A 25259-nucleotide genomic window follows, 5' to 3' on the forward strand; every position below is an offset into this window, starting at 1 on the left:
GGCAAACTATACCACACAAAAGGAATATTAAAATAGCACGAAAATAATTTCATCCTTAGTTGCAAAAATGTATTTTTGGCGACAAACTTTTATACCAATATGAAAATAATAGCAGTCATTCCAGCACGTTATGCCTCTACACGATTTCCAGCAAAATTAATGCAAGATCTTGGAGGAAAAACCGTAATCCTAAGAACCTATCAAGCAGCCATAAACACGCAATTGTTTGATGATGTATTTGTAGTGACAGATTCCGATTTAATTTATGACGAAATTATTTCTAATGGTGGAAAAGCTATTAAGAGTGTCAAGGAACATGAATCTGGAAGTGATCGAATTGCCGAAGCAGTCGAAAATCTAGATGTTGATATTGTGATTAATGTACAAGGTGATGAACCCTTTATTGATGCCGAACCGCTTGCAAAAGTTATTGAAGTTTTTAGAAATGATTTGGATAAAAAAGTAGATTTAGCTTCGTTAATGCGTGAAATCACTAATCAAGAAGATATCAATAATCCAAATAATGTTAAGGTTGTAATTGATCAAAACGGATTTGCTTTGTATTTCTCCCGATCTGTGATTCCGTTTCCGAGAGAGCAAAATGTAGGTGTTCGATACATGCAACACATTGGTATTTATGCTTTTAGAAAAGAAGCTTTGTTGGATTTTTATAGTTTACCAATGCAATCTTTGGAAGCATCCGAAAAACTAGAGCAATTACGCTATCTTGAATTTGGTAAACGAATCAAAATGGTCGAGACCACACACGTAGGCATCGGGATTGATACTCTTGAAGATTTAGAAAAAGCCAGAAAAATGCTTTAATATAAGGAGTTACTACGCTAATTTTTCAATTACAATGAGTTCGTTGTGAATTTCTATTCGAGGAATAGTTCTAATTTTAAATTGCGGATGGACAAAATCAGTAATATATTTTTTATTTCTACTGTTCTGATCATCGGTCAAAATCATGGTGTTGAATAGAATAAAACCTTTTGATTTAATCAGATAACATAGCCTATTGGTAAAAAAAGTTTCAAATAAAAAATTAGGCATGGTCGTGTCTTGGAATATATCAATGATGATTAAATCGTATTTTTCTTTAGTTTTTAACACAAATTCAAAAGCGTCGTCGATTATAATTTCCAGATTTTCAACTTCATTCAATTTGAAATAGGTATTTGCAATATGAATAATTTCGGGATCTATCTCAACTCCAGTTAGTTTGCCTTTAAATTTTACATCGTCAACTAGTGTTTTAATAACGCTTCCTCCGGCAACACCTAGTAGTAAGATGCGTTCCATTTTTACTATTTTTTCAAAACCAATACTTTTCAATCCGAGTCTTAAAATACGTTGTAAACTACCATAAGAGTAGTTCGCATTTTTTGAATCTAAAACCAATTCTCCATTTGCCCAAGTAACTTCAATTGACTGGCTAATGCTTGATTTTGTTTCAAAAATTTTAATTGGAAGTAAATAACTCAATATTTTTTTAATCATTACGAATGGTTTTAACCAAAAATAAGTTTTTTATCATTTATTTTGTCACAAAATCTAAATAATGAAAAAAATAATATACCAATTCCTATTTTTTAAACTAATGGGGTGGAAAATAGTAGGCGGAATAGATCCTAATTTAAAAAAGTGCGTCATGATGGTTATGCCACACACCAGCGCGCATGATTTTTACTTGGGCATTTTTACAAGAGGAATTACGGGACTTGAAATGAATTGGGTAGGTAAAAAAGAGTTGTTTCGTTTTCCACTCGGAATTTATTTTAGATATATGGGCGGGGAACCACTGGATAGAAGTGGAGGGTTGAACAAAGTGGATTCAATAGCTGCCATATTTGATAAAAAAGATACTTTTAGATTGGCTGTTGCACCAGAAGGCACTCGTAAAAAAGTAAGTGAATTAAAAACGGGATTTTATTATATCGCTTTAAAAGCTAAAGTCCCTATTGTTCCTGTTTCTTTTGATTTTGGGAGAAAACAAGTTCATTTAGGACAACCGGTCAAGCCGTCTGGCAATATTGAGGAAGACTTAACAATACTGAAACAACACTACAAAGGAGTTTTGGGTAAAATTCCCGAAAATGGAATTCAATTCTAAAATTAAAATTTAGAAATTGATACAAGATTGAATTATCACAAAAATAAATGCTTTTCTAGAGTTTCTAGAGAAGCATTTTTATTTTGGAGTATATTGTTTAAAGGTGCCGTTTTTATAAAAAATCATGATTGTTTCAATTTCTTCCTGATCTGAATCAGTTTTACTTTTCGTAGGAAATGGAATTTCTGAAATTATGTTTGGAATAGGAGGTGTAAAGTCAGTAAACAAATCGGCAGCGGGAATATTGTTTTTATCTTCGATACCAAAATTTGAACTGTTTCTATTTTTTGTGACATTTAAATTATTTGCGTCAACTTCTGGTAGTTTAGGAAAACTTCCTTTCCCGTTTAGAATCCAATACAAATCAACTTCGGGAAAAACATCTAAAATTTTTAAGACAAAATCCAAACTGGGTTTGTTTCTTCCAGAGAGGAGGTGAGACAAACTTGACCGTTGCACACCTATTTTATCTGCAAAAGATGAAGCATTAAGTCCATAATAATCCAATATAGTTTCTAATCTTTTAATAAAGTCTTCGATGTTTACCATTGTAAATTATGTTTAAAACGTATCTATTTACAAATGTAACAAATATAAGCCAATAAACAATATATTAAGTCAAAAAAGCATTATAATACACTATTTTATCTAAAGTAAAAGTATATTTAAAATACACTAACTACTTAATATACATATATTTCTATATATCCAATTAAAGTAAATACATTTGTTTACAAACAGTACTGTCAAAAGGCTTTTAAAGGCCTTCAAGGTGTTTACAATATTAAAAATAGAAGTTTTTTACCTGTTTACAATTGTAATTTCAAAGATGTTTACTTTTGTAAATTAAATAGTAATTATGAATTTAGAAGCTTTACATATTCACAACGTAGTTCAAGAGATTAATGGGAAATACATAACACTTGATCATATTGAACACATTTTAGCTGATTTAAATACCTCGGGAGAATTAGCAATTATAGGTAAGTCTGTTTTAGACAAACCTATTTATTCCTATAAAACTGGTAAAGGAAAAATTAAAGTTTTCCTTTGGTCTCAAATGCATGGGAACGAAAGTACAACTACAAAAGCATTGCTTGATTTTTTGTTTTTTTTAAAGAGTAGTGACTCTTTAGCGACGAAAATGTTAGACAATATCACTTTTTTATGTTTACCGATGTTAAATCCCGATGGAGCGCAGGCGTACACTAGAGAAAATGCAAATGGTATTGATTTAAATAGGGATTCTCAACTTTTATCTCAGCCAGAAAGCAAGATTTTAAGACAAGTTTTTGAAACTTTTAAGCCCGATTATTGTTTTAATCTGCACGATCAAAGAACTATTTTTGGAGTAGACGATAGTGGTCAGCCTGCTACATTATCGTTCTTGGCTCCTTCTTATAATGATGCTCGTGAAATTAATGATTGTAGGTTAAAAGCAATTGATTTAATAGCAACTATAAATGAAGGTATGATGCACTATTTGCCAAGTCAAATAGGCAGGTTTGACGATTCCTTCAATATTAATTGTATTGGTGATACTTTTCAGTTTTTAGGAGTTCCTACGCTTTTATTTGAAGCTGGTCATTTCCCTAATGATTATGATCGAGAAATAGCACGAAAATTTGTCTTCATAGCTTTTGTTTTGGGTTTTAAAGCGCTAAGCGAAAACGATATAGTTAGCAACGGAATCGATAAATATTTGAATATTCCTCAAAATAAGGTCGTTTTTTATGATTTTATTTATAAAAATGTCATGATAAATTATGATGGTATCGAAAAAATAACGAATTTTGCCGCGCAATATAAAGAAGAAATTGTTGGTAATCAGCTGTTTTTTAATGCTTATTTTTCTAAAATAGACGACTTGGAAAACTATCATGGTCATTATGAGTATGATGCAAATGGTGCTAAATATTCTGACAGCACCGGGTTTTTGCCTATTTTGAATCAAAAAGCCGATTTTTGTTTAGATAATAACATAAAATTTGTTAATGGAATGATAAATATTTAATATTTTTCTCTTTTTATTGTTTTTATGTATAATTTTATGCTTTGTTAAAGCAGTTAATAATGTTAATTAGAGAGTTATGAGTAAATTTCGTTTAGATGAAGTAGATCACCAGATTTTAGATATGTTGATAGACAATACAAGGGTTCCTTTTACAGATATCGCAAAAAAACTATTGATATCAGCAGGAACGGTGCACGTTAGGGTAAAAAAAATGGAAGATGCAGGGATTATAATGGGTTCTTCACTTGTTCTTGATTATGATAAATTAGGGTATTCATTTATTGCTTATGTGGGTGTTTTTCTAAACAATACTTCTCAAACAAAATTTGTATTAGAACGTATTAATGAAATTCCATTTGTAACTGTAGCCTCTGTAACTACTGGTAAGTTTAATATTTTTTGCAAAATAAGAGCCAAAGACACTAAACACGCTAAGGATGTTATTTTTATGATTGATGATATTGATGGCGTTTACCGTACAGAAACTATGATTTCTCTTGAAGAAAGCATTAATGATAAGAAGCGCTTAATGCATACCATATTCAAAAACATGTAATTCTTGAATGCGCTGTAATTAAATACAACCTCAAGTTTATTCTTGGGGTTTTTTTATAAAAAATTAACTAAACCAACTTCATAAAACTATGTATACTTTACCCAAAATTGAACGTTTCAACCAGGACGTCTTATCTAAATACCATATTTATAACAGTGTTTTTATTACCTTGCCTTTTCACTCGATAGATAATACAGGAGCGTTATTGCCGCTTTTTACTGATATTTGTGATACTGGTTTTAAAAAACAAGAGACACCTAAAGAGATAGTAGATTTTTTTTCAGAGAGATATTTACATAATGCAACGGAACAAGGTAAAATAGATATCATGTTTCGGTTTATCCAATACATTGAACGTCAAATTGTACTTTTTGATGCTATTGAAGACGCTGCGTTCCCAGTTGTAAATAATATGGAAGGACTTGGTTCATTAAGGGATATAAAAGAAAAATCAGATTCAAAGGATAATGAAGAGGAATTAGTAGAATTCTTGGAGAATTTTAATGTTAGAACAGTTTTAACGGCTCATCCTACTCAATTTTATCCTGGAGCAGTGCTTGGAATAATTAATGATTTAACCGAAGCCATTCGTAAAAATGATCTTCTTGATATTAAACAATTATTAGCCCAATTAGGAAAAACTCCTTTTATTCAAAAAGAAAAACCTAGCCCATTTGATGAAGCAGTAAGTTTGATTTGGTTTCTAGAAAATGTTTTTTATCAAACCTCTGGTGAGATTGTCCAGTACTTGCAAAAAAATATCTTTAATTCTAATTCTATAAAAAATCCTTTAATAAAATTAGGGTTTTGGCCTGGGGGCGACCGTGATGGCAATCCATTTGTAACTACAGAGATTACTTTGAAAGTAGCTGAACGTTTAAGGACATCTATTTTAAAGTGTTATTATATCGAGATAAGAAATTTAAAAAGAAAGTTAACGTTCTCTGGTGTAGATACTTTGATTACGGAACTTGAACAAAAACTATATCGTTCTGTTTTTTATTCAAAAGGTGATATTTATATAACTCTTGAAGATTTCAACACTCAATTATTAAAAATTAAACAAATTATTATTGAGCAGCACCAATCACTATATTTGGATGAATTAGATGCTTTATTGATAAAATTGAATTTATTTGGTTTTCATTTTGCTACGCTAGACATTAGACAAAATAGTAAAATTCATGATGCTGTTTTTAGTGACATCGTGGATCACTGTCACCAAATTGAATCAACTACTTTTCCAAAAAACTACAAAAACCTTACTGAGAACGAAAAGATTGCAGTCCTAGAAACCGTTAGAGGAAATTTAGATCCAAAAGTATTTCAAAATGAAATTACACAATCTACATTAGAATCAATTAATGCTATTCGTGTTATACAATCAAATAATGGTGAATTTGGTGCAAACCGTTATATCATTAGTAACAATGAAAGTGCGCTGAATGTTTTGGAAACCATGGCTATGTTTCGTTTGAGTAATTGGGAAAATCCTACTGTTGATATTGTACCTCTTTTTGAATCAGTAGAGGATTTACAAAATGCTGATGTTATAATGGAAAAATTATATACCAATACCATTTATGCTGAGCATTTGAAAAACAGAAACAATAAGCAAACTATTATGTTAGGTTTTTCTGACGGAACAAAAGATGGTGGGTATTTAATGGCAAATTGGAGTATTTATAAAGCGAAGGAAATGCTTACGGAGATTTCTAGAAAATACAATATTAAAGTTATTTTCTTTGACGGTAGAGGTGGACCTCCAGCTCGTGGTGGAGGAAAAACACATAAATTCTATGCTTCGTTAGGACCTAATATTGAGAATAATGAAATTCAAGTTACTGTTCAAGGTCAGACAATAAGCTCTAATTTTGGAACGTTGGATTCCTGCCGATACAATTTAGAAAACTTGTTGAGTGCCGGAGTGAGTAACCAAGTTTTTGATCATAATCAAAACGAATTATCTATTAGCGATAAGGATATTCTAGATCAACTGGCAAATTTGGGGTACGAAAAATATTTAAGTTTTAAAAATCACCCTCATTTTATTCCTTATTTAGAGGAAATGAGTACGCTAAAATACTATGCTAAGACTAATATAGGGAGTCGACCAGCTAAGAGAAGTAAATCAGCTCAATTAGATTTTGCGGATTTACGAGCAATCCCTTTTGTAGGTTCTTGGAGTCAATTGAAGCAAAATGTACCTGGTTTTTTCGGAGTAGGTTCTGCATTAAAACACTTTGAAGATTCTAATCAATGGGATAAAGTACAAGATTTATATGACAATTCTTTGTTCTTTAAAACATTACTAGAAAACAGCATGATGGCACTGGCAAAATCGTTTTTTCCTTTAACAGCTTATATGAAAAAGGACCCCAAATTTGGACCTTTTTGGCAAATTATTTACGACGAATTTTTAGAAACAAAACGATTATTATTAAAAATTGCTGGTCATAAGGAATTAATGGAGAATTATCCTGATGGAAAAGCATCAATTCAAATAAGAGAGCGTATTGTATTGCCATTGTTAACAATACAACAATATGCACTGTTAAGAATAAATGAATTGAATAAAGAATCGAAACCAGACGAAGCTTTAATTAAGGTATACGAGAAAATAGTAACCCGTTCTTTATTTGGAAATACAAACGCCAGTAGAAACTCTGCTTAAACAATACAAATATGAAATCAACACAGTTACCAATTAATGAATATGCTCCCTTCTATGCTCCATATATTCAAGCTTTAGGAGAGGTAGATCTTATTGACGAATTAGAAATTTCATTACATGAGTTCATTAAATTTGTTCAAAACATTCCTATGGATAAGTTTGACTACAGGTATGCTGATGGAAAATGGGATATTAAAGAAATTATTCAGCATGTAATTGATACGGAGCGTATTTTTGCATATAGAGCCTTACGAATCTCTAGAAACGATCAAACGCCTTTACCTGGTTTTGATGAAAATACGTATGTAATCAATACTGAGGCTTCTAAAAGAAGCATTCAAGAATTGCTTACAGAATTATCTGCTGTTCGTCATTCTAATTTATTGTTTTTTAAAAGCTTAAGTTCAGATCAATTTACAAGAATTGGAACTGCATCTAACTCAGCAATATCAGTTAGAGCAATTGGATTCATTATGATTGGTCATCAAAAACATCATCAAAAAGTTTTTGAAGAAAGATATTTATAATGTATTAAAAAGCAGTTGACCAAATTTTAAGTTTGTTATCGAACGACATTGTATTTGCAGGACTCGTAGAAGGCATCACACAATACGTGATGCCTTTTATTTGTCCAAATTTCTTCAAAAAATACTTATGGCTCTCTTTTCCGTTGAACACAATTGTTTTTATTGATGGAAATTGGATAAATAAAGTCTCAAAATCATTCACTTTGTGATTTTTAATATGAATATCCAAACTTCCGTTTCTATCACAACTTTTTAAAACATCCCAAAGCCCAATATTATTTGCTTGAAGCACTTGAATTTTTTGTTCAAATTCTTCAGCTGCAGGAAAACTATCTAATAGCGTAAACATTATTTTCCAAAAATGATTTCTTTTATTTCCATAATATTCTTGCTTTTCTAATGAAGCTATTCCTGGCATAGTTCCTAGAATTAAAATTTTAGTTTGTGCATTTACAAAAGGAGGGAATGAATGAATCATATAAAATTTTATAGAACTGAATTTTCTTTTTCTAAAATTGCCAATCCTAATCTGATTTTACCATAATCTATTTTTTCTTCAAAGTAATCAAAATAAGGTTTTAATGTACTTGGTGCTTCAAGTTTGGTTTTGGCCACCGAAATTTCTATAACTTCATCATCAGATATAAATGGAGTTAAATCAATGTTTTTACCGTCAACAAAAAGTTTTGCTAGATGCGACATAATCGTGCTTAAACCTAGTTTTCTTTTTTGAGCAATTTCTTCAACTGATAATCCTTGTTGATACAGATCAAAAGTTTCTTTATATGTTGTAGCCTCTTTTTTCTTTTTAACACCTTTGGATTTTTGAAAATCAAGTATTGCTTGTATAAAAGCAGACCCGTATTTTTCTAATTTAGCTTTACCCACACCATCTATGGCTAGTAATTCATTTTCACTGGTAGGTCTTTCGGTTTCCATTTGGCGTAAAGCCGCATCACTAAAAATGACATACGCAGGAACTGATTCTTCTTTAGAAATTTCGTAACGCAATTTCCTTAAATTTTCAAAAAGAGAATTTGCTACTGTTTTACTTTTACTTACTTTAGTTTCTTGTTTTTCTACATTTAATTTTTGAACAGCCGTTAATTGGACCTTTTCATTATCGAATAAAACTTTTTTTGCCAAAGTGGTAAGTCTAATCTTGTTCTGTCTATGAAATGCAATTTCACAATAGCCCAAATTGATTAGCTGAATTAGGTATTGGTTCCAATCGTACCAAGATTGATCAGCACCTACGCCATAGGTTTTCAAATTTTGATATTCTTTTTCAAAAATATAAGCATTTTTAGATCCTCTTAAAAAATCAATAATTACAGGTAAAGGCTCTAGTTCTTGCAATCGAACGATAGCTGAAAGAGCTTTTTGAGCCAGAACTGTTCCGTCAAAAAATAATGGTGGATTTTTACAAATATCGCAATTTCCACAATTTTCGGATACTAATTCACCAAAATAGGATAAGAGTATTTTTCTTCGGCAGCTTAGTGCATCGGCATATTGCTTCATACGTTCCAGTTTTGCCAATTGTACTTCAGCGTTTAATCCTTGTGATGCAAATTTTTGAAGCTGAATAACATCTCCGTAACTCTCAAACATAATTGTTTCTGATGGCAAACCATCTCTACCTGCACGACCAATTTCTTGATAATAGCCTTCAATGTTTTTAGGTAAATTGTAGTGAATAACCCAGCGAACATTTGATTTATCAATCCCCATTCCAAAAGCAACAGTAGCACAAATGATATTACAATCATCATTTATAAATTCATCTTGGGTTTTTGAACGAACGCTACTATCTAAACCAGCATGATATGCTTTTGCATTGATGCTATTTTTTTGAAGTTTTTCGGCAAGTTCCTCGGTTGTTTTCCTGCTCAAGCAGTATATTATTCCCGCTTCATTTGGTTTATTTTGAATAAATTCTATTATTTGCTGCACTCGATCTAGTGCGGGACGCACCTCTAAGCTTAAATTTTTCCTATCAAAAGAAGCAACAAACAATTTCGGATTTTTTAAATTTAATTGATTGCTTATATCTTTGCGAGTTGCTTTGTCGGCTGTGGCGGTCAACGCCAAGATAGGAGTAGAGGGAAACCTGTTTTTTAAATAACCCAAATTGGTATATGCAGGTCTAAAGTCATGTCCCCATGATGAAATACAATGCGCTTCATCAATTGCAATTAAACTAATAGTTAACGTGTTAAAGAGATTATCTAAAAAAGACAAGCTTTCAGGCGCAACATAAACTAGTTTGATAGTATTTGATTGTAAACGTTCCGTATAAAAATTTCTTTCACTTTCTGTTTGACTACTATTGATAAAGCAAGCTTCAATTCCATTCGCTTTTAAACTATCCACTTGATCTTTCATCAAAGCTATCAGAGGTGAGATGACAATTGTAATCCCTGGAAAAAGTAAAGCAGGTAATTGAAAACAAATTGATTTTCCGCCACCTGTGGGCATAATTGCTAGCGTATCTTGTCCTGAAAGAATGCTGTTAATTATGTCTTCTTGATTTGGTCTAAATTTTTCAAATCCAAAACTTTCTTTTAGTTTAGCGTGTAATACAGCTTGGGTCATTTGTTAAAATAGTTACATTCTTATAAGTAATAAAAAAAGGAACTCTATTATGAGTTCCTTTTGTATCAATAGGTAGAAAATTTGAGTTAATTAATCTTCCTCTTCTTCATCATCGTCTGCGTAATCTTTTGAATCAACGTCGTCTTCATCTTCATCATCACCTAAATCAGTATCTGGCTTGTCAATTACTTCGTCATCATCATCGTCATCAATGTCGTCATCTAGGTCTAAACCTTTAATTGGTTCTACCACGTCATCAATCATTATTTCATCATCTTCATCGTAGTTTTCAATTCTATCAGCTAGTTTAGTACTTACTTTTACTAAATAAATGGTATCTTCAGTTCGAACTTCCACTGCTTCCACTAATTCATTTTTGGCGTTTCTAAAACTAATAACGTTTGAATCATCATAACCATCTGGAAATTTATCAACAAGAAGGTTTAAAATTTCATTCGTAAGTTTTGCGTAATCAACAATTACTCTTTTCATAAATGTATATTATAGATCTAATAAATAAGCGAATATTAATGGGGCAACAATAGTTGCATCAGACTCAATAATAAATTTTGGTGTTTTAATATCTAGCTTACCCCAAGTAATTTTTTCATTTGGTACTGCTCCTGAATAAGAACCATAACTTGTAGTTGAATCAGAAATTTGACAGAAATAGCTCCAAAATGGAACATCATGCATTTCCATATCCTGATACAACATTGGTACAACGCATATAGGGAAATCTCCCGCAATACCTCCACCAATTTGAAAAAATCCAATTCCATTTGAACTGTTTTTTGGGTACCAATCTGAAAGGTAAACCATATATTCAATTCCAGATTTCATGGTAGATGCTTTTAAATCTCCTTTTATGACATATGAAGCAAAAATGTTACCCATGGTACTATCTTCCCATCCTGGAACTATAATTGGTAAGTTTTTTTCGGCAGCGGCATACATCCAACTGTCTTTAAGGTCAATTTCATAGTACTCTTCTAAGACTCCAGAAAGTAACATTTTATACATGAATTCATGCGGAAAATAGCGCTCTCCTTTATCATCAGCATCTTTCCAAATTTTGTAAATATGCTTTTGTAAGCGTCTAAAAGCCTCATGTTCAGGAATGCATGTATCTGTCACACGATTTAAACCACGCTCTAAAAGATCCCATTCATCTTGAGGTGTTAAATCACGGTAATTTGGAACTCTTTCGTAATGAGAGTGAGCAACAAGATTCATGATATCTTCCTCTAGATTTGCTCCAGTACACGATATAATATGTACTTTATCTTGGCGAATAATTTCAGAGAATATCTTTCCAATCTCAGCAGTACTCATAGCTCCAGCCATACTTACCATCATTTTTGCACCATTTGCTAATTGGTCTTCATATGCCTTTGCGGCGTCAACTAAAGATGCAGAGTTGAAATGCAAATAATGCTTTTCGATAAACTGACTGATTGGTCCTTTACTCATTTTTATATAAATTTTAAAATCTTTTTTTTTATTTTATGTTAAAATCATCTCAAATTTAACATTTTTTTGGATTATTCACTTATTTAGAAAGAATTATTTTCGATCGTAACCTAAAATTTTTAAAACATCTTGAGATGTTTGTTGTTCTGAGAAAACTTCTGTTGCTAGAATACCATTTTCATCTCTATCAATTAAGATATGTTTAGGTTGCGGAATCAAACAGTGATGTAAACCACCATAACCTCCAATAGTTTCTTGATAAGCTCCGGTATTAAAAAACCCGATATACAATGGTTTTTCTTTGTTGTATTTAGGTAAATAAATGGCATTCATATTTTGTTCAGAGTTGTAATAATCATCACTATCACAAGTCATTCCACCTAACAGTACCCGTTCATAAGTGTCATTCCAACGGTTCACTGCAAGCATAATAAACCTTTTGTTTATGGCCCAAGTATCTGGCAAAGTGGTGATAAATGATGAATCAATCATATTCCACTTTTCTCTATCATTCTGTTGTTTTTGATATAAAACTTGATAGATTGCACCACCGCTTTCTCCTACTGTAAACGATCCAAATTCAGTAAAAATATTTGGCACATCAACTTCAGCTTCATCACAAGCAATTTTTATTTGATTAATGATTTCATCAATCATATATTGGTAATCATATTCAAAAGCTAATGAGTTTTTTATTGGAAAACCTCCACCGATATTTAATCCATCAAGTGTAGGACATTCTTTTTTGAGCGCTACATAAACCTTAATACATTTTACTAATTCATTCCAGTAATATGCATTATCATTGATTCCTGTATTAATAAAAAAGTGCAACATTTTCAGTTCCAATTTTTTATTTTCTTTAATTTCCTTTTTGTAAAAGGGAACGATATTTTTGTACCCAATGCCAAGTCTTGAGGTATAAAACTCAAATTTAGGTTCTTCTTCAGCAGCAATACGAATACCTATTTTGAACTTATTTTTAATTTGACCTTGTAACAAGTCTAACTCCTCAAAATTGTCAATTATTGGTATTGTATTTTTATGTCCGTTATTAATTAAACGAGCAATATTTTCTATGTATTGATCTCTTTTAAAACCATTACAAATTACATAGGTACTTTTGTTTATTTTGCCTTTCTCCATTAAATTTTCAACAATGTTAATGTCAAAAGCTGAAGAGGTTTCTATGTGAATGTTATTCTTGAAAGCCTCATTCATAATGTATTCAAAATGAGAACTTTTAGTACAATAGCAATAGTAATATTTTGCCTCATACTTGTTTTTTTCCATTGATTTTCTAAACCAGCTTTTTGCTTTGCTAATGTTATTAGAAATTTGAGGCAAATAGGTAAATTTTAAAGGCGTACCGTATTGCTCTACTAATTTCATTAAATCAATATTATGAAAAAGTAGGTGGTCTTTATTTAGTGTAAATTCTTCTTGAGGAAAATAGTATGTTTGATTTATTAAATCAGAATATTTAGTATTCATGGATGTGGGTTTTGTAGATTAAATATTTAAAAAAAATAGTGTAATCTATCATTCAAACCCTAATATTAGCATACACAATTTGAAGTTTCTCAGTTTCTGATTTCATGTATTGAAAAACATCAAAACTAAAATTTCCCTTAATAGAATAAAAACGCTTTAACATCCTTAAAAAGGACATTTTGTTACTGTTTTTATTAGAGCAATACTTGAATTTGTTTCGGCTTTTTTTCATTGCTGCAAATGTAAAAAATAATATATACGTAATGCAATCCTTTTTTATAAAAAAATATTTAGGATTTATAATCCTGAAAGGCTTGAAGAATCATTTCATTTTCAACCAATTGATTTATTTTAATTTTACCAATGCCTTCAATTAAGGCAAATTGTATCTCGCCGTATTCATTTTTTTTGTCATGTACAAGTAATTCAAGGATGGGATCGATGTCTTTTTGATCAAATACAATATCTTCGTAAATGTGTTTGATACTTGTCTTTATTTGAGAATATTCATCTGTTTTCAACAGCCCTTTTTGCCATGATAGATAGCTTTCTAAAATCATTCCAGCTGCTATTGCCTCACCGTGTAGTAGTGTTTTTTTTAATTCATTCTCTAGAAAATAGCTTTCAATTGCATGACCTAATGTGTGTCCAAAATTAAGAGACTTTCGAATATTATTTTCTGTTGGGTCTTGCATTACAATTTCATTTTTGATTTCAACAGATCGATATATGAGTTTGTCAAAGTCAGCAAAATCAAAGGCATCAAGATTGGTGAATGTTTTCCAATACGTTGCATCATAAATTAAGCCATGTTTGAGCATTTCAGCAAGACCAGAGCGCATTTCGTTTTGTGGCACTGTTTCTAAGTATTGCGTGTCTATCAATACCATTTTAGGAACATTAATAACCCCAATTTGGTTTTTTAAATTACCAAGATCAACGCCGTTTTTACCTCCCACAGAGGCATCAACCATAGACAGTAGTGTAGTAGGAATGTGAATAAATTCAATACCTCTCTTAAAAGTAGACGCAATAAATCCGCCTAAATCAGTTACAACACCACCACCTAAATTAAGAACTAGTGATTTTCTATCGGCTTTTAATTCCGTAAGGACATTCCATATTTGAACACATGTTTCGATATTTTTATTTTCCTCTCCGCATTCAAATTCAATGATTTCGATCGTTAAATCGGTTTCAAGATTTGGTAAAAAAATAGGCAAGCAATGTTCATTTGTATTACTATCTACAATAATAAAAATATTAGAAAACTTATTACTAGCGATATATTCATTTAGTGCAACGTATGCATTTTCATTAAAGTATATGGGATAATTATTGGCTTGTATGGTTTGCATTTTTATTTTTATTTATAAAGTTTATTAAATAGGTTTGTTGCGGGTCATTTTTATTAGCTGTTATATTCATGCACTTGCAATAATTTATTTTATCGTGTATTTCCTAAAAAAATCCTGACAGCAAATATTCGGTTTTAAAATCATTACGTGTTGGTTCGTTTATAATTTTAAACAAATAACCTGTAGCAGTTTACTTCTTATTTAATCCATCGAAAATAAAAACCGCTATCTGTACTCCATTGTATTCTGCTTGTTCTAACGGAGCAGCTGATTTTTTTATGTTTTTTTGGCATGCGTGAGTATTTACTAAAAAGTTTTTTGATTTTAAAAATTGCCCTAGTATCATTATTTAGTGGGGTCATTCCGGCTAATTATAGTGAGAATTAGCTTAATGTCGAAAGCCATGTTTAAGCTTTACTATGCCTTGACCTCATTTCAAAAAAAAAAACATCCCAATTTCACTGTCTTAATTAGATTGTTGTTTGATATTTTCGCATCTTTTTTACATCTTATTTTGAAGTGTCAAATGTATAAATTTATCAATTCTTAAATTATTTAATATTTTAAAAAAGTTCATATTGCATTTTTCTTTTTTTTGGCATCAAATTTTATAAAAATATTCAAAGTCTGCCTATATTTGTATAAAATTAAAACAGATAATGGAAAAGATATTTGATAATACACAAGTTGCCTTTGCATTAAAAAGCGATACAGAACTTGATCGTGCTTACTTTTTATTCAAAATGATAGCTAATCAACCTCTTGTTAGAATAGGAACTGCAGTTACCAATTTTGCAATCAAAGCAAATTTACCAGTAGAAGGATTAATAAGAGCTACGGTTTTTGATCATTTTTGCGGTGGTATCAATGAAATGGACTGTCTTACCGTTGTAGATAAAATGTTTACTAAAGGCGTGACTTCTGTATTGGATTATTCAGTAGAAGGAAAAGAAGAAGAAGATCAGTTTGATGCTGCTTTGAAGATGACATTAAAAACAATTGATTTTGCTAAGAAAAGAGATGCAATTCCTTTTGCCGTTTTTAAACCAACAGGTTTTGGACGATTTGAATTGTATGAAAAGCTAGGTAATAATGAAAAATTAAATGAAGAAGAACAAATTGAATGGAATAGAGTGGTAGCTCGATTTGATTTGGTTTGTAAAGAAGCTCATGAAAAAAATGTGTCACTATTAATAGATGGTGAAGAAAGTTGGATGCAAGATGCTGCCGATGATCTTGTGACTCAAATGATGCGCAAATACAATAAAGAAAAAGCAATTGTTTTTAATACTTTGCAAATGTACCGTTGGGACAGATTGGATTATCTGAAAAAATTACATGAGCAAGCTAAAAATGAAGGATTTCATATAGGTATGAAAATAGTTCGTGGTGCGTATATGGAGAAAGAAAATGTACGTGCTCAAGAAAAAGGGTATCCTACACCTATTTGTGTCTCTAAAGAAGCTACGGATATTAATTATGATGCGGCCATTAGTTACATGACTGAAAACTTAGATATGATGTCAATATTTGCTGGCACTCACAATGAGTCAAGTACGTATACACTTATGAATTTAATGCTTGAAAAAGGGATTAAATCAAATGATAATAGAATATGGTTCGGGCAATTGTACGGTATGAGTGATAATATCAGTTATAATCTGGCTAATTCAGGCTATAATGTTTCTAAATATTTACCTTTTGGTCCTGTAAGAGATGTTATGCCTTATTTAATACGTCGCGCAGAAGAAAACACATCAGTAGCCGGTCAAACAAGCCGAGAGTTAATGATGATTAAAGCGGAAAGAAATAGAAGAAAAGGAAAATAATAAAACCAAAAAACTCCAATTTGTTATCAAATTGGAGTTTTTTTTTGGTTCTAAAAATAATTTAAGAATTACTAAACTGAAGATTGCTTAAATTTTTATAAATTCCATTTTCAAGAACAATTAAATCTTGATGTGTTCCTTTTTCAGCAATTATACCATTATCTAAAACTAATATTTGATCTGCAGAACGAATGGTAGAAAGCCTATGTGCTATAATAATACTGGTTCTACCCTCCATTAAAATTTCAAGAGCTTCTTGAACTAATTTTTCACTTTCACTATCAAGAGCTGATGTTGCTTCATCTAGGATTAAAATACTAGGATTTTTTAATAAAGCTCTAGCAATTGCAATGCGTTGACGTTGTCCGCCTGAAAGTTTTATTCCTCTTTCACCTACTATTGTTTCAAATTTTTCTGGAAAACTTTCTATAAATTGATATGCATTAGCTTGTTTTGCTGCCACTAAAATTTCTTGGTCCGTTGCATTTGGTTTTCCGTAAGCAATATTCTCTTTAATAGTTCCTCCGAAAAGAATAACATCTTGAGGAACAATACTCATATTTCCTCTCAAGTTTTCAAGATCATAATCATAAATGTTTTTTCCATCAATTAAAACTTCACCGCCGTCAATATTGTAAAAACGAAGCAGGAGCGAAGCTATTGTAGATTTACCTGTTCCACTAGGTCCTACAATTGCTATTTTTTGACCAAAACTTGCCGAAAAATTCACGTTTTTTAATACTTTTATTTCTTTCCTTGACGGATAACTAAAGGCTACGTTTCTGAACTCTACTGTACCCTCAATTTTTTGAATCGCAGCAATTGCTTCAGCTGAATTTATTTTTTCTGGAGTTTCATCAAGTAGTTCAAACACGCGCTCCGTTGCTCCAATTGCTTTTTGAATTTGTGCATAAAGCTCTGCTATACCACCAAAAGAAGCGCCTACAAAGGTGGAGTATAAAACAAATGAAATCAATTGCCCCACGCTCATTTCGCCACTAATACTCAATTGAACACCATACCATACTACTGCCACAATAGCCCCAAAAAGGCAGAAGATAATAAAGGAAGCAAAATATCCACGGTATTTACCGCCCTTAATAGCAATTGAAACAACTTCTTTAATTTTTAAATTGTAACGAGCAATTTCATACCATTCATTTGCAAAAGCTTTTACAATACTAATTCCCTGCATTGTTTCCTCTACAATAACTTGACTTTCTGCTACTTTATCCTGAACGTTTTTAGAATATTTTCTGATAAATCTACCAAATACAACAGCTGCAATTGCAACCAGCGGTACAACTGATAACATCAAAAGGGTAAGTTTTATACTTTCATTGGCCAATAGAAGAACTCCTCCAACAATTAAGATAAACTGGCGTAAAAATTCAGCAATGGTTGATGTAAGTGTATCTTGTATTTGTGTAATATCAGAGCTAATTCGGCTGTTAAGTTCACCTACACGTTTTTGCGAAAAGAAAGACATGGGTAATTTAACCAAATTAGAATATAATGCCAGTCTTAGATTTGCAAGTGTGTTCTCGGTAAAATTCACAAATAAGGACAATCTGAAAAATGAAAAAATAGATTGAAGAAATAAGATCACAAGTAATCCTCCTGCAATTAGATTTGCTTGGTCGTTGTCTTTATTCTTCACACAATCAATCAGCATCCCCATTAACTTAGGAAATGCCAAAGCTGTACCTCCTGTAAAAACTAAAAAAAGTAAACCTACATAAAACTTCCATTGATGTTTCCCCGCAAAGCGAAAAATTACAGTTGCTTTTTGTAAGGATGATGCCGTAATTTTTGATTTTGGTAAATCGTTTTCTTTGAACCTAGCCATTGATATTTGTTTATACTGCAAATGTAGAACTATCATATATCAATACAAAAAATATATGTAGTTTTGCTTTGTATTCAAATAACTGTATATCAAATTATTATGTTTTAATTCGATTTTTTTTTTAAATTTTTTGCAAAAAGGGCTTGCAGAATCAAATTCTAAGCCTATATTTGCACTCGCAATCAGGTAATGATAGCAACCTAGTAAAATAGGGCGATTAGCTCAGCTGGTTCAGAGCACCTCGTTTACACCGAGGGGGTCGGGGGTTCGAACCCCTCATCGCCCACAAGACTTCTCAAGAAATTGAGAAGTTTTTTTTTGTCCTTTTTTTAATTAATAAGGTAATGTGGGATCAAGTTCAAAAGTTGGGGATTATGCAAAAAGATTAGATAATCTAAATCTGAAGAAATCTAAATCCCTTCTGTTCTAAACTAGGATAAGCTATGTTTCAAGTATTGTAATAGGAATTCAAGGACGGACTCAATCAGTATTTAGCTTTTGCTAACACTACTGTAAATACAGTAAAGAACGTCTTTGATCTTAATAACTCAAACCAAGAAAATGCGATGCCTTATTTTAAGTAAGCCTCTACACAATGAACAGCAAGACCATATATAAAGCTTCTTTCTTGAGTTAAATAGAAAAAGGGATTAAGTACGAATGACTTAATCCCTTTTTATCGTTTACTTAAAGTTGATAGAGAGCGAATTCACACAATATCTTTGACCTGTTTTTGTAGGGCCATCATTAAATACATGTCCTAAATGACTGCCGCAAGTGGCGCATAAAATTTCAGTACGTTTCATTCCGTGAGATACATCATCAATATACTGTACTTTGCCGGGTATTGATTCATCAAAAGAAGGCCATCCGCAATGTGCATCAAATTTTGTATTGCTTTCAAATAAACTTTCATTGCAAGCTCCACAGGTATAGGTTCCTTTTTCAAAGTGCAAATTGAACGTTCCTGTATGTGGATATTCGGTGCCTTTGAGACGTAAAATTCGATATCTATCTTCTCCCAAAAGCGCTTTCCATTCTTCTTCTGTTTTTTCTATTGGATATTTCATGTTATAAGTAGTTTGTAAATTTATTTTTCTAAAAAATCTATTGTTGCTTCAATTACTTTTGAGTTTCCTAATATTTTTCGGTGTCCAAGACCGTTTGTTACCATTAATTCTCCTTTTTTTAAATGATTGTGAATGTTCTTTGCAGCAGTTACTGGAACTTCTGGATCATCTTCATCATGAATTACTAGAACAGGTATATGTACTTCCTTTGCTGCATGAGATGCCGAATAATTATTCATATCATCCTTGTATTTTTCTTCAAAATGAGCGCGTAATGAAATAGCTATTTTTGGGTCTAGTTTTAGTTTAGCAATAAAGTCATTTATAATATCTGACACAACATCACCGCTACCAATAATAATTGCTTTATTGACTTTGATTCCATTTTTAATAGCGTTTAGTACTGCCATTCCTCCTAATGAATGACCAACAATACCGTCAAACGGACCATGTATTTTATCAATTTCAACTATTGATGCTATAAAGTCCGTCATCACTGCTGATGAGCCTTGGGATTTTCCATGTGCAGGTGCGTCAAAACTAATTGTTTGATAATTTTTTTGCAAAAGAGCATCTGCTATTTTAAATAGTTGTGTTCCACGACCAGCCCAACCGTGCACAAGTAGTATTTTTCTTTCGCTATTGCCATATTTATAGAGGAAAATTTCTTTGTTAATTGCAGGAACGTATAATTTACTTTTTAAACTTTTACTTTCCATTGTGAGTTCTCTTTTGGGAACCTTATATTTTGTGGGTGTAGTGAATAGTTTTGCAGTAAATAGGGTCACTAATTTTGAAGAGAAAAAAGCGATTAATTTGCTTGTATGTAAAATTATCTTGGGAATTTTTAAGGATTGTGTATGAACGGTACTCTTTTTTGTCATTATACTAAATTTGCGTTAGGATTATTTTTTTGTAATTTTTTTACTAAATTTAGAAAAATATAAAAGTACTTTTTTTTACACCTTTAAAAGATATTTAAATGTTTTTTTAACAAAAAGTATTTTTTTGAAACACAGTTTAAATTCATGGAGTTATTTCATATTAGTGCAGAATGTTTTCCCGTTGCAAAAGTTGGTGGTCTTGCCGATGTTGTTGGGGCATTACCTAAGTATCAAGCTAAAGCAGGTCATGAGGTTCGGGTTATAATCCCTGAATATGATGTGGTTTTTATAAATGAAAATGCATTTGAAACGGTTTTTAATGGAAATGTATCTTTAGGTAATTTAAATTTTCCTTTTAGTGTTCACAAAGAAGCAACTAATAAATTAGGATTTGAATTGTATTTGATTGCCATACCTGAATTATTTGATAGGAAGCAAGTATATGGTTTTCAAGATGATATTGAACGCTTTTTGGCATTTCAGATAGCTGCTTTAGATTTTATTTCAAATAGAGATACAATTCCAGATATTATCAATTGCCATGACCATCATACAGGTTTAATTCCGTTTATGATGTTGTATAGCTTTAAATATGAAAAACTCCGAGCAGTTCCCACCGTGATTACAATTCATAATGGCTTGTATCAAGGGCAATTTGGATTCGAAAAAATGAATTACATTCCAGAGTTTGATTTGATTCATAAAAACATTTTAGAATGGGATAATTGTATTAATTCATTGGCTGTAGCCGTAAAATGTGCAGGTGGAGTTACAACCGTTTCTCCTAGTTATTTAGACGAAATAAATGGTTTTGCCAATGGATTAGAATCGCTGTTTCAAAATGTACGGTACAAGTCCAAAGGAATTTTGAACGGAATAGATGTAGAGATTTGGAATCCTCTGACGGATGAAATGATAGAAAGGAATTATGCAATGGCTGACTTTGAAATGGGGAAAATGACCAATAAAGAAAAGCTTTGTTTGCTCTTTAATCTTGACTCCACAAAACCGCTTTTTAGTTTTATTGGACGATTATTTGATGAAAAAGGAGGTGATTTATTACCAGATGCAGCCTACTATGCTTTAAATGAACACGCTAAAGAAATCAATATTTTTGTTTTAGGGTCAGGAAACGAAGTTATAGAGGACAAATTAAAAAATCTTATTCCGGAATTTAAAGGTAATTTTAATGCCAGTATTGGTTACAATGAAGCCCTAGCCCATTTAGTTTATGCAGGTTCTGATTTTATGTTAATGCCATCAAGAGTGGAGCCTTGTGGACTGAATCAAATGTATGCTATGCGTTACGGGACAATTCCAATTGTGAGAAGAACAGGAGGATTAAGAGATACGGTAATTGATTTTGGTGATGATGGAAACGGTATTTGTCATGATCAGGCATCTGTTGTGGATATTTGTTATTCAATACGGCGTGCAAAACAGCTTTTTCAAGACAAAGAAGCAATTAACGAAGTTATTGAGAGAGGAATGAAAACAGACAATTCGTGGGAACGTGTCTGTCAAGAATATTTAGAAATGTACAATGCTATAATTGACAAAAAATGAACGCTAAAAAGAAAAATGTTATTGCAATTATTTTAGGTGGTGGACAAGGTTCCAGATTATATCCTTTAACAGAGTCGAGATCTAAACCTGCTGTGCCCATTGGAGGGAAGTATAGATTGGTAGATATTCCTATTTCAAATTGTATGAATTCAGATATTTATAGAATATTTGTATTGACTCAATTCAATTCGGCGTCCTTAAATGCTCACATAAAAAACACCTATAACTTTAGCATTTTTAGTCATTCTTTTGTTGACATATTGGCTGCGGAGCAAACTCCAGATAACCCAACTTGGTTTCAAGGCACTGCAGATGCTGTAAGACAATGTATGCCCCATTTTTTAAATCATGAGTTTGATTATGCATTGATTCTTTCTGGAGATCAATTGTATCAAATGGACTTTAATGAGATGGTTGAAGAACATATCAAACGACAAGCCGATATTACCATTGCAACTTTACCAGTTAATGCAAAAGATGCACCCGAATTTGGTATCCTTAAAACTAATTCTGAAAGTTGTATTGAATCTTTTATTGAAAAACCGGCTAAAGAATTATTGCCAGATTGGGAATCAGATGTAAGTGACCAAATGAAACAGGAGGGTAAGCATTACCTAGCCTCAATGGGTATTTATATCTTTAACAAAGATTTGTTAGTAGACATCATGTCTAATAAAGAAACAAAGGATTTTGGTAAAGAAATTATTCCCCAAGCAGTGGGCAGTAAAAAAATACTAAGTTATCAATATGAAGGATATTGGACTGATATTGGAAATATTGATTCTTTCTTTGAAGCAAATATTGGCTTAACCGAGGATTTACCAAAGTTTAATTTATTTGATGATACCAATAAGATTTTTACAAGACCGAGACTTTTGCCTCCTTCTAAATTTCAAAAGACCATGGTTGAACGTTCTTTGATATCTGAAGGTTGTATTTTGAACGCCAAAGAAATAAACAATTCTGTTATAGGAATTCGTTCAAGAATAGGTACTGGAACAATTATTCAGAATTGTTATATTATGGGAAATGATTTTTATCAAAACATTGATGAGATGGATCATGACATTACCAATGGAAAACTATTAGTAGGAATTGGTGAGCGTTGCTACATCAATAATGCAATAGTAGATAAAAATTGTAGGATAGGGAATGATGTTCACATAAACGGAGGAAGTCATCTAGCTGATTTCTCTGCAGATTTATATGCCATTAAAGATGGTATTGTCGTAATAAAAAAAGGAGCCGTATTACCAGATAATTTTAGTATTAAATAATTTAAATAGTACATCATTTAAATGTGCACAAATCCTATATGAATACTGTTATCACACACTCTCTTTTTACTGATTTTGATATTGACTTGTTCAAAGCGGGCAAGCATTTTAGACTTTATGAAAAACTAGGTGCACACATTTTGTCTGTGAACGGAGTGCAAGGGGTTTACTTTGCAGTTTGGGCACCATCGGCAAGTTCTGTTTCTGTAGTGGGCGATTTTAATTTTTGGCAACAAAATGAACATTTGTTGAACGTAAGATGGGATTCATCAGGAATTTGGGAAGGATTTATTCCTAATATTGAAAAAGGTGCCATTTACAAGTACAAAATTCAATCTAATATTGATGGTATTATCACTGAGAAAGCAGATCCTTTTGCTTTTTTTTGTGAGCAACCGCCAAAAACAGCCTCTGTTGTATGGGATCTTGATTACGATTGGAACGATGCAAAATGGATGCAAAACAGAAAAGAAAGTAATAGTTTAAACAAACCTATTTCTGTTTACGAGATGCATTTAGGGTCTTGGAAACGTCACGTTGAGGATAATAGTTTTCTTTCGTATCAAGAATTAGCACTTGATTTAGTTCAATATCTCAAAGAAACGGGGTTTACTCATGTAGAATTTATGCCTATAATGGAATATCCTTACGATCCATCTTGGGGATATCAGTTAGTAGGATATTTTGCTCCAACATCAAGATTTGGAAACCCTCAAGATCTCATGTATTTGATAGATAAATTACATCAAGAGGGAATAGGAGTGATTCTGGATTGGGTGCCATCTCATTTTCCAGATGATGCGCATGGTTTAGGATATTTTGATGGTTCTAATCTTTTTGAACATCCAGATCGAAGAAAAGGCTATCATCCAGATTGGAAAAGTTTGGTATTTAATTACGGACGCAATGAAGTTCGTTCCTTTTTGATCAGTAACGCATTGTTTTGGTTACAGCATTACCATGCAGATGGATTGCGTGTAGATGCAGTGGCGTCGATGTTGTATTTAGATTATTCTCGAAAAGAAGGAGAGTGGGAGCCCAACATTTACGGAGGTCGGGAAAATCTGGATACAATTAGTTTTCTTAAAGAGTTTAATGAAGCAGTTTATCTTAATTATGAAGGTGTTCAAACCATTGCAGAGGAAAGTACATCGTTTCCAATGGTTTCAAGACCTACCTCAATAGGTGGTTTAGGTTTTGGTATGAAATGGATGATGGGTTGGATGCATGATACCTTGGACTATTTTAAAAAAGATACTATCTATAGAAAATACCATCAAAATGAATTGTCATTCTCCATGACATATGCCTTTACAGAAAATTTTATGTTACCACTATCACATGATGAAGTGGTTTATGGCAAAAAATCTATTTTAGGAAGAATGCCCGGTGATGAGTGGCAAAAATTTGCAAATCTTAGACTTTTATATGCCTATATGTTCATGCATCCAGGTACCAAGCTCCTGTTTATGGGCGGTGAATTTGGTCAAAGTAGCGAATGGAATTTTGAAAAAAGCTTAGATTGGCATTTACTTGAATTTTCTTTTCACAAAGGAATTAAAAAGATTATTACAGATTTGAATGCATTGTATAAATCACAACCTGCATTATATGAAAAACAATTTAGTCCTGATGGTTTTGAATGGATTAATTATTCAGATCATCAAAATGCAGTTTTTTCATTTATAAGAAAAGGAAATAATCAAGAAGATGATTTAGTTGTTGTGTGTAATTTTACGCCAGTGGTTAGAGAAAACTATAGTATTGGTATTCCAAAGCCAGGATCTTTAAATTCAATTTTTAATAGTGACGACTTGATTTATGGAGGTAGTGGTGTGCAAAACTCAAACAGGATGTTAATTCAAAATATTCCTTATGATGGTAAAGATTATTCAGTTGCTTTGACTCTTCCTCCATTGAGTGTTATTACTTTCCAGATTGAATAAATATTGATGTACAAATTTTCATTTTTAT

General features: G+C 31.9%; 21 protein-coding genes and 1 tRNA gene. 11 read left to right on the forward strand and 11 right to left on the reverse strand.

All coding sequences use genetic code 11. The annotated features are described in order from the left end of the window. The first annotated feature begins 99 nt into the window (after positions 1–99). Complete coding sequence (gene kdsB / locus FJV36_RS10170) at positions 100–825, forward strand: 3-deoxy-manno-octulosonate cytidylyltransferase (RefSeq protein ID WP_158729773.1); 726 nt, start codon at positions 100–102, stop codon at positions 823–825. Between the two features lie 12 nt (positions 826–837). On the opposite strand, the gene FJV36_RS10175 is transcribed toward kdsB, so the two are convergent. Then, entirely contained in the window at positions 838–1503 is a 666-nt protein-coding gene (locus FJV36_RS10175; RefSeq protein ID WP_158729772.1) for a spermidine synthase, read from the reverse strand. Positions 1504–1564: 61 nt separating this feature from the next. Between FJV36_RS10175 and FJV36_RS10180 the strand changes: the two genes are divergently transcribed. Beyond that, a complete protein-coding gene (locus FJV36_RS10180) occupies positions 1565–2116 on the forward strand; it encodes a 1-acyl-sn-glycerol-3-phosphate acyltransferase (RefSeq protein WP_158729771.1) in 552 nt (183 codons plus the stop codon). A gap of 78 nt (positions 2117–2194) precedes the next feature. Here the strand turns inward: FJV36_RS10180 and FJV36_RS10185 are convergent, their stop codons facing one another. Continuing rightward, on the reverse strand, positions 2195–2665 hold the full coding sequence (locus FJV36_RS10185; RefSeq protein ID WP_158729770.1) for a helix-turn-helix transcriptional regulator: 471 nt from the start codon (positions 2663–2665) through the stop codon (positions 2195–2197). 310 nt (positions 2666–2975) lie between these two features. Between FJV36_RS10185 and FJV36_RS10190 the strand changes: the two genes are divergently transcribed. The 4 genes from FJV36_RS10190 to FJV36_RS10205 all read left to right on the forward strand — a co-directional run bounded on the left by FJV36_RS10190 (position 2976) and on the right by FJV36_RS10205 (position 7887). Beyond that, positions 2976–4130, forward strand: a complete 1155-nt coding sequence (locus FJV36_RS10190; RefSeq protein WP_158729769.1) for a M14 metallopeptidase family protein — start codon at positions 2976–2978, stop codon at positions 4128–4130. Between the two features lie 76 nt (positions 4131–4206). Next, a complete protein-coding gene (locus FJV36_RS10195) occupies positions 4207–4686 on the forward strand; it encodes an Lrp/AsnC family transcriptional regulator (RefSeq protein ID WP_072943262.1) in 480 nt (159 codons plus the stop codon). 88 nt (positions 4687–4774) lie between these two features. Then, positions 4775–7360: a phosphoenolpyruvate carboxylase gene (locus tag FJV36_RS10200; protein WP_158729768.1), complete on the forward strand. Its 2586-nt coding sequence runs from the start codon at positions 4775–4777 to the stop codon at positions 7358–7360. Positions 7361–7371: 11 nt separating this feature from the next. Then, entirely contained in the window at positions 7372–7887 is a 516-nt protein-coding gene (locus FJV36_RS10205; RefSeq protein ID WP_158729767.1) for a DinB family protein, read from the forward strand. Between the two features lie 4 nt (positions 7888–7891). On the opposite strand, the gene FJV36_RS10210 is transcribed toward FJV36_RS10205, so the two are convergent. The 6 genes from FJV36_RS10210 to aroB all read right to left on the reverse strand — a co-directional run bounded on the left by FJV36_RS10210 (position 7892) and on the right by aroB (position 14810). Continuing rightward, complete coding sequence (locus FJV36_RS10210; protein WP_158729766.1) at positions 7892–8365, reverse strand: DNA-deoxyinosine glycosylase; 474 nt, start codon at positions 8363–8365, stop codon at positions 7892–7894. An 8-nt stretch (positions 8366–8373) separates the two neighbouring features. Next, the gene (gene recQ / locus FJV36_RS10215) at positions 8374–10485 is read right to left on the reverse strand and encodes a DNA helicase RecQ (RefSeq protein WP_158729765.1); all 2112 of its coding nucleotides are present in this window, start codon (positions 10483–10485) and stop codon (positions 8374–8376) included. Positions 10486–10575: 90 nt separating this feature from the next. Next, positions 10576–10977, reverse strand: coding sequence for a DNA primase (locus FJV36_RS10220; protein WP_158729764.1), 402 nt, complete (start codon positions 10975–10977; stop codon positions 10576–10578). 9 nt (positions 10978–10986) lie between these two features. Next, complete coding sequence (locus FJV36_RS10225; RefSeq protein ID WP_158729763.1) at positions 10987–11958, reverse strand: deoxyhypusine synthase family protein; 972 nt, start codon at positions 11956–11958, stop codon at positions 10987–10989. Positions 11959–12051: 93 nt separating this feature from the next. Beyond that, positions 12052–13452 (reverse strand): arginine decarboxylase, encoded by a 1401-nt coding sequence (locus tag FJV36_RS10230; protein ID WP_158729762.1) that lies wholly within the window; start codon positions 13450–13452, stop codon positions 12052–12054. A 290-nt stretch (positions 13453–13742) separates the two neighbouring features. Next, a complete protein-coding gene (aroB, locus tag FJV36_RS10235; protein WP_158729761.1) occupies positions 13743–14810 on the reverse strand; it encodes a 3-dehydroquinate synthase in 1068 nt (355 codons plus the stop codon). A 659-nt stretch (positions 14811–15469) separates the two neighbouring features. Between aroB and FJV36_RS10240 the strand changes: the two genes are divergently transcribed. Beyond that, on the forward strand, positions 15470–16639 hold the full coding sequence (locus FJV36_RS10240) for a proline dehydrogenase family protein (protein ID WP_158729760.1): 1170 nt from the start codon (positions 15470–15472) through the stop codon (positions 16637–16639). 61 nt (positions 16640–16700) lie between these two features. Here FJV36_RS10240 and FJV36_RS10245 read toward each other — a convergent pair whose 3' ends face one another. After that, positions 16701–18488, reverse strand: coding sequence for an ABC transporter ATP-binding protein (locus FJV36_RS10245; RefSeq protein ID WP_158729759.1), 1788 nt, complete (start codon positions 18486–18488; stop codon positions 16701–16703). 211 nt (positions 18489–18699) lie between these two features. Here FJV36_RS10245 and FJV36_RS10250 point away from each other — a divergent pair. Next, positions 18700–18774: transfer RNA gene (locus tag FJV36_RS10250), tRNA-Val, on the forward strand. 397 nt (positions 18775–19171) lie between these two features. Here FJV36_RS10250 and msrB read toward each other — a convergent pair. Then, positions 19172–19558: a peptide-methionine (R)-S-oxide reductase MsrB gene (gene msrB, locus FJV36_RS10255; protein ID WP_158729758.1), complete on the reverse strand. Its 387-nt coding sequence runs from the start codon at positions 19556–19558 to the stop codon at positions 19172–19174. 20 nt (positions 19559–19578) lie between these two features. Next, positions 19579–20277 carry an alpha/beta hydrolase gene (locus FJV36_RS10260; protein ID WP_347752963.1) on the reverse strand — a complete coding sequence of 233 codons (699 nt, stop codon included), beginning with the start codon at positions 20275–20277 and terminating at the stop codon, positions 19579–19581. Positions 20278–20586: 309 nt separating this feature from the next. On the opposite strand from FJV36_RS10260, the gene FJV36_RS10265 reads away from it, so the two are divergent. The 3 genes from FJV36_RS10265 to glgB are packed head-to-tail and all read left to right on the forward strand — an operon-like array spanning position 20587 to position 25231. Further along, a complete protein-coding gene (locus FJV36_RS10265) occupies positions 20587–22008 on the forward strand; it encodes a glycogen synthase (RefSeq protein ID WP_158729756.1) in 1422 nt (473 codons plus the stop codon). Further along, positions 22005–23285, forward strand: a complete 1281-nt coding sequence (locus FJV36_RS10270) for a glucose-1-phosphate adenylyltransferase (RefSeq protein WP_158981065.1) — start codon at positions 22005–22007, stop codon at positions 23283–23285. The genes FJV36_RS10265 and FJV36_RS10270 overlap by 4 nt, the downstream gene beginning before the upstream one ends. 38 nt (positions 23286–23323) lie before the next feature. Next, complete coding sequence (glgB, locus tag FJV36_RS10275; RefSeq protein ID WP_158981067.1) at positions 23324–25231, forward strand: 1,4-alpha-glucan branching protein GlgB; 1908 nt, start codon at positions 23324–23326, stop codon at positions 25229–25231. The last annotated feature ends 28 nt before the right edge of the window (positions 25232–25259 follow it).

Source organism: Flavobacterium sp. I-STPP5a, from assembly GCF_009764685.1.
Lineage (GTDB): Bacteria > Bacteroidota > Bacteroidia > Flavobacteriales > Flavobacteriaceae > Flavobacterium.

Excerpts from the sequence above, each read along its gene's own strand:
- FJV36_RS10210 (WP_158729766.1), bottom strand. The coding sequence starts at position 8,365 with ATGATTCATTCATTCCCTCCTTTTGTAAATGCACAAACTAAAATTTTA.
- FJV36_RS10245 (WP_158729759.1), bottom strand. The coding sequence starts at position 18,488 with ATGGCTAGGTTCAAAGAAAACGATTTACCAAAATCAAAAATTACGGCA.
- FJV36_RS10270 (WP_158981065.1), top strand. The coding sequence starts at position 22,005 with ATGAACGCTAAAAAGAAAAATGTTATTGCAATTATTTTAGGTGGTGGA.
- FJV36_RS10175 (WP_158729772.1), bottom strand. The coding sequence starts at position 1,503 with ATGATTAAAAAAATATTGAGTTATTTACTTCCAATTAAAATTTTTGAA.
- FJV36_RS10225 (WP_158729763.1), bottom strand. The coding sequence starts at position 11,958 with ATGAGTAAAGGACCAATCAGTCAGTTTATCGAAAAGCATTATTTGCAT.
- FJV36_RS10260 (WP_347752963.1), bottom strand. The coding sequence starts at position 20,277 with ATGGAAAGTAAAAGTTTAAAAAGTAAATTATACGTTCCTGCAATTAAC.
- FJV36_RS10190 (WP_158729769.1), top strand. The coding sequence starts at position 2,976 with ATGAATTTAGAAGCTTTACATATTCACAACGTAGTTCAAGAGATTAAT.
- msrB (WP_158729758.1), bottom strand. The coding sequence starts at position 19,558 with ATGAAATATCCAATAGAAAAAACAGAAGAAGAATGGAAAGCGCTTTTG.
- FJV36_RS10240 (WP_158729760.1), top strand. The coding sequence starts at position 15,470 with ATGGAAAAGATATTTGATAATACACAAGTTGCCTTTGCATTAAAAAGC.
- aroB (WP_158729761.1), bottom strand. The coding sequence starts at position 14,810 with ATGCAAACCATACAAGCCAATAATTATCCCATATACTTTAATGAAAAT.
- FJV36_RS10185 (WP_158729770.1), bottom strand. The coding sequence starts at position 2,665 with ATGGTAAACATCGAAGACTTTATTAAAAGATTAGAAACTATATTGGAT.
- FJV36_RS10205 (WP_158729767.1), top strand. The coding sequence starts at position 7,372 with ATGAAATCAACACAGTTACCAATTAATGAATATGCTCCCTTCTATGCT.
- FJV36_RS10200 (WP_158729768.1), top strand. The coding sequence starts at position 4,775 with ATGTATACTTTACCCAAAATTGAACGTTTCAACCAGGACGTCTTATCT.
- recQ (WP_158729765.1), bottom strand. The coding sequence starts at position 10,485 with ATGACCCAAGCTGTATTACACGCTAAACTAAAAGAAAGTTTTGGATTT.
- glgB (WP_158981067.1), top strand. The coding sequence starts at position 23,324 with ATGAATACTGTTATCACACACTCTCTTTTTACTGATTTTGATATTGAC.
- FJV36_RS10230 (WP_158729762.1), bottom strand. The coding sequence starts at position 13,452 with ATGAATACTAAATATTCTGATTTAATAAATCAAACATACTATTTTCCT.
- FJV36_RS10265 (WP_158729756.1), top strand. The coding sequence starts at position 20,587 with ATGGAGTTATTTCATATTAGTGCAGAATGTTTTCCCGTTGCAAAAGTT.
- kdsB (WP_158729773.1), top strand. The coding sequence starts at position 100 with ATGAAAATAATAGCAGTCATTCCAGCACGTTATGCCTCTACACGATTT.
- FJV36_RS10195 (WP_072943262.1), top strand. The coding sequence starts at position 4,207 with ATGAGTAAATTTCGTTTAGATGAAGTAGATCACCAGATTTTAGATATG.
- FJV36_RS10180 (WP_158729771.1), top strand. The coding sequence starts at position 1,565 with ATGAAAAAAATAATATACCAATTCCTATTTTTTAAACTAATGGGGTGG.
- FJV36_RS10220 (WP_158729764.1), bottom strand. The coding sequence starts at position 10,977 with ATGAAAAGAGTAATTGTTGATTACGCAAAACTTACGAATGAAATTTTA.